General features: G+C 74.2%; 12 protein-coding genes and 1 riboswitch. Of the genes, 5 read left to right on the top strand and 7 right to left on the bottom strand.

Going from position 1 to position 14,947, the window contains the following annotated elements; translation table 11 throughout:
- Positions 1 to 108: 108 nt before the first annotated feature.
- The gene (locus QMG39_RS11665) at positions 109 to 645 is read left to right on the top strand and encodes a gamma carbonic anhydrase family protein (RefSeq protein ID WP_281885158.1); all 537 of its coding nucleotides are present in this window, start codon (positions 109 to 111) and stop codon (positions 643 to 645) included.
- Here the strand turns inward: QMG39_RS11665 and QMG39_RS11660 are convergent.
- From QMG39_RS11660 to QMG39_RS11645, 4 genes are all read right to left on the bottom strand, one after another.
- Positions 642 to 2,174, bottom strand: a complete 1,533-nt coding sequence (locus QMG39_RS11660) for an HNH endonuclease signature motif containing protein (protein ID WP_281885156.1) — start codon at positions 2,172 to 2,174, stop codon at positions 642 to 644. The two genes, QMG39_RS11665 and QMG39_RS11660, sit on opposite strands and share 4 nt — an antisense overlap.
- A gap of 73 nt (positions 2,175 to 2,247) precedes the next feature.
- Complete coding sequence (locus QMG39_RS11655; RefSeq protein WP_281885154.1) at positions 2,248 to 3,672, bottom strand: DUF6716 putative glycosyltransferase; 1,425 nt, start codon at positions 3,670 to 3,672, stop codon at positions 2,248 to 2,250.
- Positions 3,669 to 4,559 carry an N-acetylneuraminate synthase family protein gene (locus QMG39_RS11650; protein WP_281885152.1) on the bottom strand — a complete coding sequence of 297 codons (891 nt, stop codon included), beginning with the start codon at positions 4,557 to 4,559 and terminating at the stop codon, positions 3,669 to 3,671. Before QMG39_RS11650 ends, QMG39_RS11655 begins: the two co-directional genes overlap by 4 nt.
- A 13-nt stretch (positions 4,560 to 4,572) precedes the next feature.
- Positions 4,573 to 5,799, bottom strand: coding sequence for an acylneuraminate cytidylyltransferase (locus QMG39_RS11645; RefSeq protein ID WP_281885150.1), 1,227 nt, complete (start codon positions 5,797 to 5,799; stop codon positions 4,573 to 4,575).
- A 107-nt stretch (positions 5,800 to 5,906) separates the two neighbouring features.
- Here QMG39_RS11645 and QMG39_RS11640 point away from each other — a divergent pair, with 107 nt between their 5' ends.
- Complete coding sequence (locus QMG39_RS11640; protein WP_373878325.1) at positions 5,907 to 6,647, top strand: sulfite exporter TauE/SafE family protein; 741 nt, start codon at positions 5,907 to 5,909, stop codon at positions 6,645 to 6,647.
- Between the two features lie 34 nt (positions 6,648 to 6,681).
- Here the strand turns inward: QMG39_RS11640 and QMG39_RS11635 are convergent, their stop codons facing one another.
- Both QMG39_RS11635 and glyA read right to left on the bottom strand, forming a co-directional pair.
- The gene (locus QMG39_RS11635) at positions 6,682 to 7,563 is read right to left on the bottom strand and encodes a bifunctional methylenetetrahydrofolate dehydrogenase/methenyltetrahydrofolate cyclohydrolase (protein WP_281885148.1); all 882 of its coding nucleotides are present in this window, start codon (positions 7,561 to 7,563) and stop codon (positions 6,682 to 6,684) included.
- A 3-nt stretch (positions 7,564 to 7,566) separates the two neighbouring features.
- Positions 7,567 to 8,856: a serine hydroxymethyltransferase gene (glyA, locus tag QMG39_RS11630; protein ID WP_281885146.1), complete on the bottom strand. Its 1,290-nt coding sequence runs from the start codon at positions 8,854 to 8,856 to the stop codon at positions 7,567 to 7,569.
- 52 nt (positions 8,857 to 8,908) lie between these two features.
- Positions 8,909 to 8,991, bottom strand: a riboswitch (ZMP/ZTP riboswitch).
- A 105-nt stretch (positions 8,992 to 9,096) separates the two neighbouring features.
- Between glyA and QMG39_RS11625 the strand changes: the two genes are divergently transcribed.
- The 3 genes from QMG39_RS11625 (at position 9,097) to QMG39_RS11615 (ending at position 13,598) form a co-directional block, all read left to right on the top strand.
- Positions 9,097 to 10,641, top strand: a complete 1,545-nt coding sequence (locus QMG39_RS11625) for a beta-N-acetylhexosaminidase (RefSeq protein ID WP_281885144.1) — start codon at positions 9,097 to 9,099, stop codon at positions 10,639 to 10,641.
- Positions 10,638 to 11,786, top strand: coding sequence for an N-acetylglucosamine-6-phosphate deacetylase (gene nagA / locus QMG39_RS11620; RefSeq protein WP_281885142.1), 1,149 nt, complete (start codon positions 10,638 to 10,640; stop codon positions 11,784 to 11,786). Before QMG39_RS11625 ends, nagA begins: the two co-directional genes overlap by 4 nt.
- A 255-nt stretch (positions 11,787 to 12,041) precedes the next feature.
- Positions 12,042 to 13,598 (top strand): sigma-70 family RNA polymerase sigma factor, encoded by a 1,557-nt coding sequence (locus QMG39_RS11615; RefSeq protein ID WP_281885140.1) that lies wholly within the window; start codon positions 12,042 to 12,044, stop codon positions 13,596 to 13,598.
- Here QMG39_RS11615 and QMG39_RS11610 read toward each other — a convergent pair.
- Entirely contained in the window at positions 13,595 to 14,842 is a 1,248-nt protein-coding gene (locus tag QMG39_RS11610; protein WP_281885138.1) for an MFS transporter, read from the bottom strand. The two genes, QMG39_RS11615 and QMG39_RS11610, sit on opposite strands and share 4 nt — an antisense overlap.
- Positions 14,843 to 14,947: the final 105 nt, after the last annotated feature.

Below are 14,947 nucleotides of genomic sequence, written 5' to 3'. Positions count from 1 at the left end.
AGCCACGGTACCGCAGGTGTCGAGGTGTGCGTACGGCGCGCGGCAGCGTGTGGAGAATCGAGCACCCCTCGCGGTTGTCGGGGTCGCGCCGATCGCTAGTCTGACGGCATGACCGTCGACGCCGCCGCCCATGTCCGTTCGCTTCCGGGGGTCTCCGAGCCGTCGGTCGACGAGTCCGCGTTCGTCGCCGCGGGCGCCGTGCTGGTCGGGAACGTGCGGCTCGAGGCGGGATCGAGCGTCTGGTACAACGCCGTGCTGCGCGCGGAGGCCGAGCCGATCGTGCTGGGCGAGGGGTCCAACCTGCAGGACACGGTCGTGTGCCACGTCGATCGCGGGTATCCGCTGTCGGTGGGGCGCGGGGTGTCGGTCGGTCACGGCGCGGTGCTGCACGGCTGCACGATCGAGGACGACTGCCTGGTCGGCATGTCGGCGACCGTGCTGAACGGCGCGGTCATCGGCGCGGGGTCGCTCGTCGCCGCGGGGGCCGTGGTGCTCGAGGGCACCGTCGTGCCGCCGGGGTCGCTCGTGGCCGGGGTTCCGGCGAAGGTGCGGCGCGAGCTGAGCGACGAGGAGCGCGCGGGGATCCGCCGCAACGGCGAGGCGTACCTGCGGCACGTCGAGGTGCACCGCGCGGGCGACGGCTAGAACGGCGGATCTGGTTCGGGTTCGGGTTCGCGTTGGCGCGCGACCGACAACGCCTCGATCGGCTCGGTCGTGTACTCCCGCCCGAGTGGACTCCGCCAGTCGAGCACCCCTCCGCCCCGTTGGACGACCCGCCATCCGGCCTCGTGTTTCAGGTGGTGGTGGCGGGCGCAGAGGTGCGCGAGATTGTCGTGCGCGGTCGCACCTCCGGCGGCCCAGTCGAGGGTGTGGTCGATCTCCGAGGCATCCGCCCGCCGATCGCAGCCCGGGAACCGGCAGGTGCCGTCGCGCACGCGCAGCCAGGCGCGCAGGTCGGGCGGAACGGTGTAGCGGTCGCGCCCGACGGAGATCACCGCGCCCGAGTCGGGGTCCGTGAGCAGGCGCCGCAGCGAGCCGGCCGCCCCGGCGAGCTCGAGGGCGTCGTCGATCGGGATCGGTCCGTACCCGTCGAGCATCGCGGGCTCGTCGCCGTGGCCGAGGAGGCGCCTGGCGGGGACGGTGACCGAGACCTGCGGTCGGATGCCGCGTCTCGCCGAGGGTGCACCCGAGGTGGCACGTGCCGGCGCGGACTCGTCTCGCGCGGAGGTCGCGCCGTTGTGCGCCGGGCCCTCCGCCCCGGGCTGCGAGGCCGCCTCGCCCGCGATCCCCTGCCCCGCTGCCAGCAGCAGGTCGGCGAGCACGTCCACGCGGAGCTGCGCGACGGTGCGCTCCTCGCCGTCGAGCGCGCGAAGGTGCCCGGCGGTGTCGGTGAGCCGCGCGTCGATGCGCGCCGCGGTCGCGGCGGGCAGGTGGGCGGTCAGCCAGGCCATGCCATCGCGATCGGGCTCTACTCGCACGTGGCGGCCGGCCGAGGCATCGGCGGCACGAGCCTCGATCGAGTCGGGATGCATGCGCTCGCGCAGTATCCGCGCTCGTCGCCGGAAGCGCCCGGGCGTCGTGGTCGCCGCGACGCGCAGCGCCTCGGCTTCGAAGTCGGCACGGTGGGCGGCCGGCAGCGACCCGGCCTCGTCGGCGATGGTGCGGGCGTGCAGGTACGAGATGCGCCCCTCCAGTGCGGCCGCCAGCGTCGCTCCGAGCCCGTCGGCGAGCGCCTCGGCCTCGCCGATCCAGCGCGCGACGGTCGCCTCGGTCGCGCGGGTCGCGCATGCGATCTCTGCGGTCAGCGAGCGGCGCACGAGCTCGGCCCGGCGACGCGGCGGGTCGACGCGCAGACCCTCGCGCTCGCGCACGGCAGCGCGCTCCTCCTCGATCGCCGCCGACTCCCGATGGGCGTCCGCGATGAGCGACGCACGCCGCGCGCTGACGCGCTCGAGCTGCGCCGTGAGCGCGGCGATCTCGGTGACGTGCAGGTCGAGCAGCGCCTCGCGCCTGGCGTCGGCGGGCAGCCCCGCGGCATCCGTCGCCTCACCCCGGCGCCACTCGTCGATCACGTCGTCGAGTAGCTGCCACTCGATGTCGATCTCGTCAGGCGCGGGCAGGCGCGGTGGCAACGCGTCGAACGCCGGAACCGCGGCCCGCCCTGCTTCCTCCATACCTTCATGGAAGCAGCGACCACCGACATTCCCCGATCGGAATGCGAGGCAGCCGGGCGGCCGGGACGCCGGCTCAGCCCTGACGGCTCGGCACCCGCACGTCCGCACCTGCATCGACGGGCGCATACCCGAGCGGAGCGGATGCCCCGGGCTGCAGCCGCGCCTTGACGCGACGCGCGCGACGGAGCATCCAGCGTGCCGGAAGCGCGACCGCCATCGCGGCCGCACCCGCTGCGGCACCTGGGCCCGCGTCGTGCTCGCCGAGCATGCGTCGCCGCTCGTAGGCACGGCGCACCGCGCCGCCGGTGAGGTTGTGGCGACGCACCCGCTGCGGCAGCACGCCACGGTCGCGGGCGGCGACCAGGGCGCCGAGCTGCACGATCCAGTCGTCGTCGGCAGCCGGGTGGAAGTAGTTGTCCTCGATCCAGGCCGGGTCGGGGTCGCGGTACTCCCCCGCAACGAGCGCCTCGTGGCTCGCGAGGAGCCCGCTCCCGGCGAAGACCGTGTTGATCATCGCCTTCTCGACCCCGAAGTCGTCGAGCAGCAGCGCCGGCACCCCTTCGGCGATAGCCTCCAGCACGGCCGTGGAGCTCACGGTCACGAGCGCCGCCGCGCGCTTCAGGTGCGCCGCCATCGGGCCGTCCTCGACCACGAGGTTGGGCGGCAGCGATCCCGCCACCGACGGCGACGCCAGCAGCTCCTGCAGGTCGTGCGCCTCGGCGTGGGTCTGCGCCTCACCCGAACGCGCGCGCACCTTCACGACCACCCGTCGAGCCGACTGCGCCCGCGCGGCCTCGACGAGCCAGCCGACGAGCCGCTCGCGGTCCTCGAGCGTGCGCGGCACCTTCGCCTGCACGGCGAACACGACGTCGTCGCGCGCACCGCCACCCGGGCGCACGGTCGCCGGCCCCGAGGCATCCGCCCCAGCTGCCACTGACGACAGGCCCAGGAACGGCAGCCGCGCCAGCCCGAAGCTCACGTCGACGGGCATGCCCGCGGCGTTGCGCGCGAACTCGCGCACCTCACGGTGGCTGTGCAGCACGACGAGGTCGGTCTGCTCGCGGTAGACGATCGCCTTGGGCTCGGCGGGAATCGTGATGCCGGGGAAGCCGCTCAGCAGCACCGGGCGGTCGGGACGCTCGGCGAGCCGCGGCGCGACCACGCGCACGAGCGGGCCGCGCAGCGCGAGCAGCACCGCGTCGGGGCGCCGGTCGTCGACGAGTCGGTCGAGCCCGTCGAGGTCGACCACGCGCACCTGGTCGAGCGCGAACGCCGACCCGTCGAGCGCCACGCGCACCTGTCGCTCGCTCGGCAGCACCGGCGAGTCGACCAGCACCACCTGTACCTTCCACGACGTCGGCAGCGCCGAACCCGGCGGCACCGGACCCGGCAGGCGCGACGCGAGCGCCGCACCCCACTTCAGGTACGAGTCGCTGTCGGCGACGACCAGCAGCCGTCGCGGGCCGCCGGACCGACCCGTCGCCCCGCCCCGGCTCACGGGACGAGCACCCGGCGCAGCTTCGCGCGCGGCGCCTCCTCGCCCGGGAAGACGCGCTTGATGCCGTCGCCCATGGCCTCGCCGATGATGCGGATGTCGCGCACGAGGTGCTGCAGTCCCTGCGGCTCGAGCGAGGCGGCGTGGTCGCTGCCCCACATCGTGCGGTCGAGGGTGATGTGCCGCTCCACCGCGACGGCGCCGAGCGCGACCGCCGCGAGCGAGATCTGCAGCCCCGGCTCGTGGCCCGAGTAGCCGACCGGCACGCCGGGGTAGCGCAGCTGCAGCGTGTCGATCATGCGCAGGTTGGCCTCCTCGGCGGGCATCGGGTAGCTCGACGTGGCATGCATGAGCACGAGCCGGTCGGTGCCGAGCGCCTCGACCGCCCGGTCGATCTCCTCGATGGTCGACATGCCGGTCGAGCAGATCACGGGGCGCCCGGTCGCGGCGATCGCGCGCAGCAGCTCGAGGTCGGTGACCGAGGCGGATGCCACCTTGTACGCCACCGGCTCCTCTCCGAACTCCCCCAGCGCCTCCAGGAACTCCACCGACGGCACGTCCCACGGCGAGGCGAACCAGTCGAGGCCGACGGATGCCGCGTGCTCGGCCACCGCACGGTACTCCGCCACGCCGAACTCCACCCGGCGCCGGTAGTCGAGGTAGCTCATCGTGCCCCACGGGGTCTCGCGGGGCATGTCGCGCATGTGCTCGGGCGTCGCGATCTCGGGCGTGCGCTTCTGGAACTTCACCGCCTGCGCGCCCGCGTCGGCGGCCACGTCGATGAGCCGCCGCGCGAGTTCGACGTCGCCGTTGTGATTGAGGCCGATCTCGCCGATGACGTAGACCGGCTCGCCGTAGCCGACCGCGCTGCGGCCGATGCGGATCGCCATGGGGCTTCCTCCTCTAGTACCAGATGGCACCGGCGAGCGCCGGCTGCTCGGACGACCGCACCCGCGCCGCGGCGCGCGCGCCGAGCACGAGGTCGGACAGCTCGCGCACGGCGCCGTCGCCGCCCGCCCTGGTCAGCACGTGGCGCGCGAGCGCGAGCGCCTCCGGCGCGGCATCCGCCACCACCACCGGCCAGCCCGCGATGCGCAGGCAGCCGAGGTCGCCGACGTCGTTGCCCACGTACGCGATGCGCTCGAGCGGGATGCCCTTGCGCTCGGCCCATGCCACCAGCTCGGGCGCCTTGTCGCGCACGCCGTGCACGACATCGACCCCGAGCTTCGCCGCGCGCGCGGCGACCACCGGGTTCTCCTCGACCGAGAGGATCAGCATGGGCACGCCCGCCTCGCGCAGCATCTTCACGCCGTGCCCGTCGCTGCGGCTCACGCGCACCCGCTCGGTGCCGTCGCTGCCCACGTACGCCGTGTCGTCGGTGTGCACGCCGTCGAAGTCGGTGACCACGGCGTCGACGTCGATGCACGGCACGGCCGGCACCAGCGCCGAGGGCGAGACGACCGCGGCGAGCGCGTCGGCGAGCGCGAGATCGGCGGGCGTGTCGATCTCGAGCGCGTGCGCGTCGGGCACGAGGCGGAAGCCGATGCGGCCGAAGAAGCGGTGCTCGGCGTGGCGGAACCCGTCGACGTTCATCACGTAGAACGCGCCGGTCTCGCGGTACTCCGCCTCACGATCCTGCCGGCGCAGGCGCGCGCCCGAGCTGTGGTTCACGCCCGCGGCCCCGCGGGAGGTGCTCCGCCAGAGGAAGGCGTGGCTCTCGACGGCGGAGAACACGACGTCGGCGTCGCCGTGGCGCACCTCGGCGACCGCGGCGTCGATGTCGGAGGGATCGATGAACGGCGAGGTGGCCTGCACGAACACGAGCACCTCGGGCATCCGCTCCTCGGCCTCGAGCGCAGTGAGGGCGTGCAGCAGCGCCGACTCCGAGCTCGCGGTGTCGCCGGCGAGGTCGGCGGGCCGGTCGACGACCTCGGCGCCCGCGGCCTCGGCGGTCGCGGCGATCTCGGCGTCGTCGGTCGAGACGACCACGAGATCGACGGATGCGGCGGCCAGCGCCGCCCGCACGGCGCGGGCGACCAGCGGGACCCCCGCGACCTCGCGCAGGTTCTTGCCGGGCACGCCCTTCGAGCCCCCGCGTGCGGGGATGACGACGATCACCTCGTGGGGCATGTCGCGAGGCTAGGTTCGCGAACTTGCGCGGGCGTGAGCGACGGGTGAACGACGCGGGCGGATCCGGTGAACGGCTCGGCACGGCCCGCACGGCTACGGTGGAACCCGTGCCCGACCTGACCGCCCTCGCCTGGGTGCTGCTCGCGTTCTCGGCGTTCATGGTCGGGGTCTCGAAGACGGCGCTGCCCGGCGCGAACACCATCTCGATCGCGCTGTTCGCCGCGGTGCTCCCCGCACGCGCGTCCACCGGCGCCCTGCTGCTGCTCCTGATCGTGGGCGACATGCTGGCGCTGTGGCTCTACCGCAGGCACGCCGACTGGCCGGCGCTCGTGCGGCTCGCACCGGCGGTGGGGGTCGGCATCGTGCTCGGCGTGCTGTTCCTCGCCGTCGCGGACGACACCTGGGTGCGCCGCGTCATCGCCGTGATCCTGCTGCTCGTGATCGCGTTCACCCTGTGGCGACGCCGGCGCACGTCGGCGGACGCCCCGACCGGCGGCCGGATCGCGGCCTGGGGCTACGGCTCGCTGGGCGGGTTCACGACGATGGTCGCCAACGCGGGCGGCCCGGTGATGACGATGTACTTCCTCGCCTCGAGGTTCCCGGCCGCCGCGTTCCTCGGCACGGCCGCATGGTTCTTCGCGATCGTGAACGTGGTGAAGGTGCCGTTCTCGATCGGCCTCGGCATCATCACGCCCGCGACGCTGCTGCTCGACCTCGTGCTGGTGCCCGCCGTGCTCGTCGGCGGATTCGTCGGCTGGAACCTCATGAAGCGGATGCCGCAGCGGGTGTTCGAGCGGATCGTGATCGTGCTGACCGTGGTCGGCGCCCTGTACCTGCTGTTCGCGTGACCTGCTGCTCGCCTGACCCGCGGCTCGCGCAGCGCTACTGCAGCCGGAGCTCGGCCGACTTCACCACGTTCGCCAGCAGCATCGCGCGCGTCATCGGCCCCACCCCGCCGGGGTTCGGCGACAGGTGCCCGGCGACCTCGGCGACCGCGGGGTCGACGTCACCGGTGAGCCGACCCTTGCCGGTCTCCTCGTCCTGCACGCGCGTGATGCCCACGTCGAGCACGGCGGCGCCCGGCTTGACCCACTCGGGCTTCACGAGGTGCGGCACGCCGACAGCCGCCACGACGATGTCGCCGCGGCGCACCTCGGCGGGCAGGTCGGCCGTGCGCGAGTGCGTGAGGGTCACCGTGGCATCCAGCCCCTTGCGGGTGAAGAGCAGCCCGAGCGGGCGGCCGACCGTGAGCCCGCGGCCGATCACGACCACGTTGCGGCCGCGGATGGGCACGTCGTAGCGCTGCAGCATCTCGACGATGCCCGCGGGCGTGCACGGCAGCGGCGACTGCAACTCGCCCTCGATGCCGAGCACGAGCCGGCCGAGGTTGGTCGGATGCAGCCCGTCGGCGTCCTTGTCGGGGTCGATGAGCTCGAGCATGGCGTTCTCGTCGTGCCCCGGGGGCAGCGGCAGCTGCACGATGTAGCCGGTGACCTCGCGCGCGGAGTTGAGGTCGGCGATCGCGGCGCGCACGTCGGCCGAGGTGGCCGCCGCGGGCAGGTCGATGCGGATCGACTCGATGCCGACCTCGGCGCAGTCGCGGTGCTTGCCGGCGACGTACGAGCGGGAGCCCGGGTCGTCGCCGACCAGCAGCGTGCCGAGGCCCGGCACGACGCCGTTGGCCCGCAGGTCGTCGATGCGCGTGCGCAGCTCGTTCTTGATCGCGGTCGCCGTGGCGACGCCGTCGAGCCTGATCGCGGTCATCGGCTACTGCTCGAGGCCGGGGTACAGCGGGAAGCGCGCGGTGAGCGCCTCGACGCGCGCGCGCAGCGGCGCGACGTCGGCACCCGGCTTCAGCGCCTCGGCGATCACGTCGGCGACCTCGGTGAACTCCGCGTCGCCGAAGCCGCGGGTCGCGAGCGCGGGCGTGCCGATGCGCAGGCCCGAGGTGATCATCGGCGGGCGCGGGTCGAACGGCACCGCGTTGCGGTTCACGGTGATGAGCGCCGAGTGCAGGATGTCCTCGGCCTGCTGGCCGTCGAGCTCGGAGGTGCGGAGGTCCGCGAGCACGAGGTGCACGTCGGTGCCGCCGGTGAGCACGTCGACGCCCGCCGCACGCGAGTCGTCGGCGGTCAGGCGCTCGGCGAGGATCTGCGCGCCGCGGATGGTACGCGCCTGGCGGTCGACGAACTCCTCCGACGCCGCGATCTTGAACGCGGTCGCCTTGGCCGCGATCGCGTGCATGAGCGGGCCGCCCTGCTGGCCGGGGAAGACGTTCGAGTTGAGCTTGCGCGCGAGCTCCATGTCGCGGCTCACGATAAAGCCCGAGCGCGGGCCGCCGATGGTCTTGTGCACGGTCGACGAGACGACGTCGGCGTGCGGCACGGGCGACGGGTGCAGGCCCGCGGCCACGAGGCCCGCGAAGTGCGCCATGTCGACCCAGAGCTTCGCGCCGACCTCGTCGGCGATCGCGCGGAACGCGGCGAAGTCGAGCTGGCGCGGGTAGGCCGACCAGCCGGCGATGATCACCTGCGGCTTGTGCTCGAGCGCCTTGTCGCGCACGACGTCCATGTCGACGAGGAAGGTCTCGGGGTCGACGCCGTAGGAGACGGCGTTGTAGAGCTTGCCCGAGAAGTTCAGCTTCATGCCGTGCGTGAGGTGGCCGCCGTGGGCGAGCTCGAGGCCCAGGATGGTGTCGCCCGGCGTGGCGATCGCCGACAGCACGGCCGCGTTCGCGCTCGCACCCGAGTGGGGCTGCACGTTCGCGTACTCGGCGCCGAAGAGCGACTTGGCGCGGTCGATCGCGAGCTGCTCGGCGACGTCGACGTGCTCGCAGCCGCCGTAGTAGCGACGGCCCGGGTAGCCCTCGGCATACTTGTTGGTGAGCACCGAGCCCTGAGACTGCAGCACCGAGACGGGCACGAAGTTCTCGCTCGCGATCATCTCGAGGTACTCGCGCTGGCGACCCAACTCCTGCTCGAGGACGGCGGCGATCTCGGGGTCGACGACCTCGAGCGGCTGGTTGAAGACGGACTCTGCCAAGGCTGGCTCCTTCATGACACGCGATACCGGTGGTGGATGCTGCCGCGGCGACTCGCGCCGAGGCATCCGCTCCGGCCCAGGCGAACGGTCGGATGCGTGCCAGTCGCTCCCCGGTGGTCACCCACCTCAACGCCAGTCGCGACGCCTGTCAGCATAGCAACGGATGCCGGTGCGCACCCGGGTGCCGCACCTGTCGCTCGGGCGAGGAACGTGGGACAATAGTAAGGATTCTTGACTATTGCGAACGGATGCCGCATGACCACGTCGAACCGGATGCCCCTGCCCGCCGTCATTCCCGCGCCCGTGTCGCTCGAACGGCCCAAGGACGCGGAGCCGTTCGAGCTGGGGCCGGGCGCGCGGATCGTCGCCGTCGGGACCGCGGCGGAAGAGGTCGCGGGGTACCTCGCCCAGCTGCTGCGCCCCGCGACCGGGAGCGCGCCGGAGGTCGTGCAGCACGACGCCCGGGACGGGGACATCGTGCTCGCGCTCGAGGACGACGGCTCGGGCGACGAGTCGTACCGGCTCGACGTCGATGCACGCGGCATCCGCCTCATCGCACCCGCGGCGGCGGGCCTGTTCTTCGGCGTGCAGACGCTGCGCCAGCTGCTGCCGGTCGAGCTCGAGGCATCCGACGGCCCCGTGCCCGTCACCGTGCCGGCGGTGCGCATCACCGACGCGCCCCGGTTCGCCTACCGCGGCGTGATGCTCGACGTCGCCCGCCACTTCCTCACCGTCGAGGAGGTCGAGCGGCTCATCGACGAGGTCGCACTGCTCAAGGTCAACCACCTGCACCTGCACCTCACCGACGACCAGGGCTGGCGCGTCGCGATCGACGCGTACCCCGCGCTCACCGGCATCGGCGCCTCGACCTCGGTCGACGGGCGCGGCGGCGGCCACTACTCGAAGGCCGACTACGCGCGCATCGTCGCCCACGCCGCAGCCCGCCACCTCACCGTCGTGCCCGAGATCGACCTGCCCGGCCACACCCACGCGGCGCTCACGGCCGTGCCGGAGCTGAACCCCGACGGCGTCGCGCCGGCACCGTACGAGGGCGTCGAGGTCGGGTTCTCGGGACTCGACCCGCATTCGCCCGCCACCTGGACCTTCGTCGAGCGCGTGCTCGGCGAGGTCGCGGCGATGACGCCCGGCCCGTACCTGCACCTCGGCGGCGACGAGACGCTCTCGATGGGCGACGACGACTACCTGGCGTTCGTCGCGCGTGCGTCCGCGATCGCCGCCGGCACCGGCAAGGCCGTGATCGGCTGGCACGAGCTCGGGAGGTCGCGGGAACTGCCGGCGGGCACGATCGGGCAGTACTGGAGCTTCACCACCCCGCGGGACGACTCGGCCGAGCGCACGCGCGCGTTCGTCGAGCAGGGCGGACGGGTCATCCTCTCCCCCGCCGACGTGGCGTACCTCGACATCTCGTACCCCGACGGCGTCGACGGCCCCGAGGGGCGGCCGCTCGGACAGGACTGGGCGGACGGGCCGAACTCGCTCGCCGACTCGTACGGGTGGGACCCCGAGCGCATCGTGCCGGGGCTCGACGAGTCCGACCTCCTCGGCATCGAGGCGCCGCTCTGGACCGAGACCGTCACGACCCTCGCCGAGGCGGAGTGGCTGCTCTTCCCGCGGCTCGCTGCCGTCGCGGAGATCGCGTGGTCGCCCGCGACGGCCGCGCGCGACCTCGCCGGGTTCGACCTCCGGCTCGATGCGCTGCGCGCCCGGCTGGCCGCGATGGGCGTCGCGTGCCACGGCTCTGAACCGGCACCGCACCGGGGCATAGGGTGGGCCGCGTGAGCCTCGTCATCCACACCGCGCGACGCGCCGGCTCCCACGACGTCATCATCGACGCCTGGGTGCGCTTCGACGGCGACCTGGTCACCCATGCCGGTCGCGGCGACTCGTGGCGCGAGCTCGCCGACGACGCCACCGAGACGACGGATGCCGCGGGGCGCTGGCTCGTGCCCGGGTTCGTCGACCTGCACTGCCACGGCGCCGGCGGGGCCTCGTTCGACGAGGGCCCCGACGCGATCGCGACCGCGCTCGACGTGCACCGCCGCCACGGCGCCACCCGCTCCTTGCTCTCGCTCGTGTCCGCGCCCGTCGACGCGCTCGTCGAACGGCTCGCGGTCATCCGCGACGCGGCGCGCGCCGACCCGCGCGTGCTCGGCAGCCACCTCGAGGGCCCGTTCCTGCAGCCCGAGTTCCGCGGCGCGCACGATCCGGCGGCGCTCGCGGTTCCCGACGCGGCATCCGTCGACCGCCTGCTCGAGGCCGCCGACGGGACGCTGCGGATGATCACGATCGCACCCGAGCTGCCCGGGGCGCTCGACGCGGTGCGCCGCCTCGTCGCTTCGGGCGTCACCGTCGCGGTGGGGCACACGGCCGCCACGTTCGACGAGGCGCTGGCCGCGTTCGACGCCGGCGCGAGCGTGCTCACCCACGCGTTCAACGCCATGCCGGGCATCCACCACCGTGCACCCGGACCCATCGCCGCAGCCATGCGCGAGTCGCACGTGACGCTCGAGATCATCCACGACGGCGTGCACGTGCACCCCGAGGTCGCGCGGTTGGCCTTCCAGGGCGCGCCCGGACGGGTCGCGCTCGTGACCGACGCGATGTCGGCCACCGGCATGGGCGACGGCGACGCCGTGCTCGGCGGGCTCGAGGTCGTGGTCGCCGACGGCGTCGCGCGGCTGCGCTCGAACGGCGCGATCGCCGGCTCGACCCTCACGCTCGACGAGGCCGTGCGCCGCACCGTGCTCGACTGCCGCATCGACCCCGTGCAGGCGATCGACGCGGCCACGGTCGCGCCCGCTGCGGCCATCGGCCGCTCGGTCGACCTCGGCCGGCTCGAGCCCGGCTGCGCGGCCGACGCGGTGCTGCTCGACGACGCGCTGCGCGTCGAGCGGGTGTTCAGCCGGGGGCATCCGCTCGACTGAACCTGCCGGGCCGAGGGTCGACGGGAGGGGCCCGGGGGCGTGTTCCCCATCGCCCCCGGACCCGGCCCGTCGGATCCGCTCCCCCGAGCGGACTGCCACGCGCTCCCCCCGAGCGGGCCGCGGGCGTCCCTCACCCGAAGAGATGCGCCGACGTGCGTTTCATGACGCGAACTTCGCGAGCGGAATCGGCGAATCTCTGGTGGAATGGCTGGTACCCGATACCCCCTCACCATCCCCGATACCCGAGAGCGCCGCGTGAGCCCCCTGATCACCGCACGCTCGCCGCACCGGCAGAGCGACGCACGGCTGGTCGAGCGCGCCCGCGAGGGCGACAAGGACGCGTTCGGCGAGCTCTTCCGCCGCCACGCCGCGGCCGGGGTGACCGTCGCGCGCTCGTTCAGCTCGCTCGACCCCGAGGACCTCGTCGCCGAGGCGTTCGCGCGGATCTACGACGCCGTGGTCGCGGGCGGCGGGCCGCGCGGCGCGTTCCGCCCGTACCTGTTCACGACCATCCGCAACACGGCCGCGAGCTGGGGCCGCCGCGCGAGCGAACTGCCCGTCGACGACCTGGACCTGCAGCCCGACCCGGCCACCGACGAGCACGCGGCACTGGAGGCGCTCGACCGCGGGCTGACGGCGCGCGCGTTCCGGTCGCTGCCGACCCGCTGGCAGGAGGTGCTCTGGTACAGCGAGGTCGAGCAGATGGCGCCGCGCGAGGTCGCGCCGCTGCTCGGCATGTCGGCCAACGCCACCGCGGCGCTCGCCTACCGGGCGCGCGAGGGACTGCGCCAGGCCTGGATCCGGGTGCACCTGCAGGACTCCGACCCCGAGACCGAGTGCGGGTGGACCATCGAGCGGCTCGGCACCTACGCACGCGGCAGGCTCGGTGCACGCGACGCGACCCGGGTCGACGCGCATCTCGACGAGTGCGCGCGCTGCACGATCGTGGCCGTCGAGGCGCACGAGGTCGGCTCGCGGCTGGCGATGGTGCTGCTCCCGCTCAGCGCGGGCGCCACCGGCGCGACCGCGTACGCCGGATGGCTGCAGGCCGGCGCGCCCGCGACGGTCGTCGCGATGGGCGCCGCCGGCGCAGGGGGTGCGGCGAACGGCGGCTCATCGGGCTCGGGCATGTCCGGCGGGGCGATCACCGGCGCGGCAGTCGGCACCGCCGCGGTCGCCGCGACGGTCGTGGCCGCGGTCGCGCTGGGTCCGACGCTGGTGGGCGAGACGGATGCCACGTCGGCGGCGCCCGCCGCGGCGGTGGCCGCGTCCGGCCTCGACTCGGGCGACGACGGCACCGCCGGGGACTCGGCACCGGGGCCGGGGCCGATCGAGGAGCTCATCAGCCAGACGCCGGACGCGACCGACCCGCGGGCGACCGACGAGCCCGGTGCTGCGGACGACCCGGCGGACGATCAGGCGGCCGACCAGGCGGCCGACGAGGCGCCCGACGACGAGTCGGCGTCCGACGCCCCCGCCGACGACGAGGCGGTGCCCGGCGAAGCCGCGCCCGAGCCGATCGCGCCCGCTCCCCCGCCCACGGGCGGCGACGGCGGGGACGACCCGACGGCCTCGGACGCGCCGTTCGTGTCGGTCCAGGTCTCGGGGGGCGTCATCCACGACCTGGTCCTGACCGGAACTCCGGGCGCCACCGTGGCGGTGTCGGTCGACGGGCAGGTCGAGCGGCTCCTCGTGCTCGCGGCCGACGGCACGAGCGAGCTCATCCCGCACTGGATCGTCGGGCCGCACACCGAGGTCACCGTGGCCTACCTGGTCGACGGGCTCCTCGGCACCCCGGTCGCGGTCGGCTAGCTCGTCGCGGCCGGACCGGCGACGCCGGCCCGGCGACGCGCCCGCAGCACCGGCGCCAGCACCGCGCCGACCGCCGCGAGCAGCACGATCGCGAACGCGAACGGCAGCGCGACCACGCCGAAGCCGCCGTACAGCAGCGCGCCGACCATCGCGCCGCCGCCGATGCCGACGTTGAACGCGGTCGTGTAGAGCGCGCTCGCGACGTCGCGGATGCGCGGCGAGGCGCTCTGCAGCAGGCGGGTCTGCAGCAGCGGCGGCACGGCCCCGAACGCCACGCCCCAGAGCGCGAACGCGGCCAGCGCGAGCACGGTCGACCCCTGCGCCAACACGATGCCGACGACCGCGGCCGCGGCGGCCGACATCGCCACGACCAGGCCGGCCGTGGGCCGGCGGCCGAGCACCGAGCCGGCGAGCACGAGCCCGACGGCGCCGGCGATGCCGTACACGAACAGGAGCGGGCCGACCGTGCCCGAGCGCACGCCGACCACGTCGGTCAGCAGCGGGGCGACGTAGGTGTACAGCGCGTACTGGCCGGTCATCGTGAGTGCGGTCACCACGCACACCGCGACGACGGCCGGCACGGTCGCGTCGCGGAGCACCGGGCGCGCCGCGGGGGCATCCGCTTCGTCGTGTGCCTTTTCGGCGGTGCCCTGGGCGAACGGCAACACCGCGCGCACGAGCAGCGCGCCGACGGCCGTGAGCACGCCGAGCAGCAGGAACGCGGTGCGCCACCCGGCCGCCTGGCCGAGCGTGGTGGCCAGCGGCACGCCGAGCACGAGCGCGAGCGTGCCGCCGCCGAGCACGACCGCGACGGCGCGGCCGACGAGCTCGCGGGGCACCAGGCGCGCCGCGTACGCGGCCACGAGGGCCCAGAACACGCCGTGCGCGAGGCCGCCGACGACGCGCGACCCGACGATCCAGGCGTAGTCGGGCGAGACCGCGGTGAGCAGCTGCGCCACCGCGAGCACCGACAACGCGATCACGAGCAGGCGGCGGCGCGGCATCCACTGGGTCAGCGCGGTCAGCGGCGCGCTCGTGGCGACGACCGTGAACGCGAAGACCGTGACGAGCAGCCCGATCGCGGGCTCGGCGACGCGCAGGTCGGCGCTCATCTCGGGCAGCAGGCCCGCCGGCAGCATCTCGCCGGTCACGGAGAGGAAGACCGCGGCCCCGAGCACGGCGAGCGGGGTCCACGGGAAGGCGCGCGAGCGCGCGCGAACGGATACGGATTCGGTGGCAGTCATGATGCAGCTGTCCCGACGGCGTTCCCCGCCGCGGAGTGTGCACGCTGGCGGGTCGACTACGCGCTGTTGTGCGCGCCCAGGGCCGACGGTGACCGACGACCGCAG

The organism is Agromyces rhizosphaerae (genome assembly GCF_027925245.1).
Taxonomy (GTDB): Bacteria; Actinomycetota; Actinomycetes; order Actinomycetales; family Microbacteriaceae; genus Agromyces; species Agromyces rhizosphaerae.
This window is presented reverse-complemented; position numbering and strand designations above follow the sequence as displayed.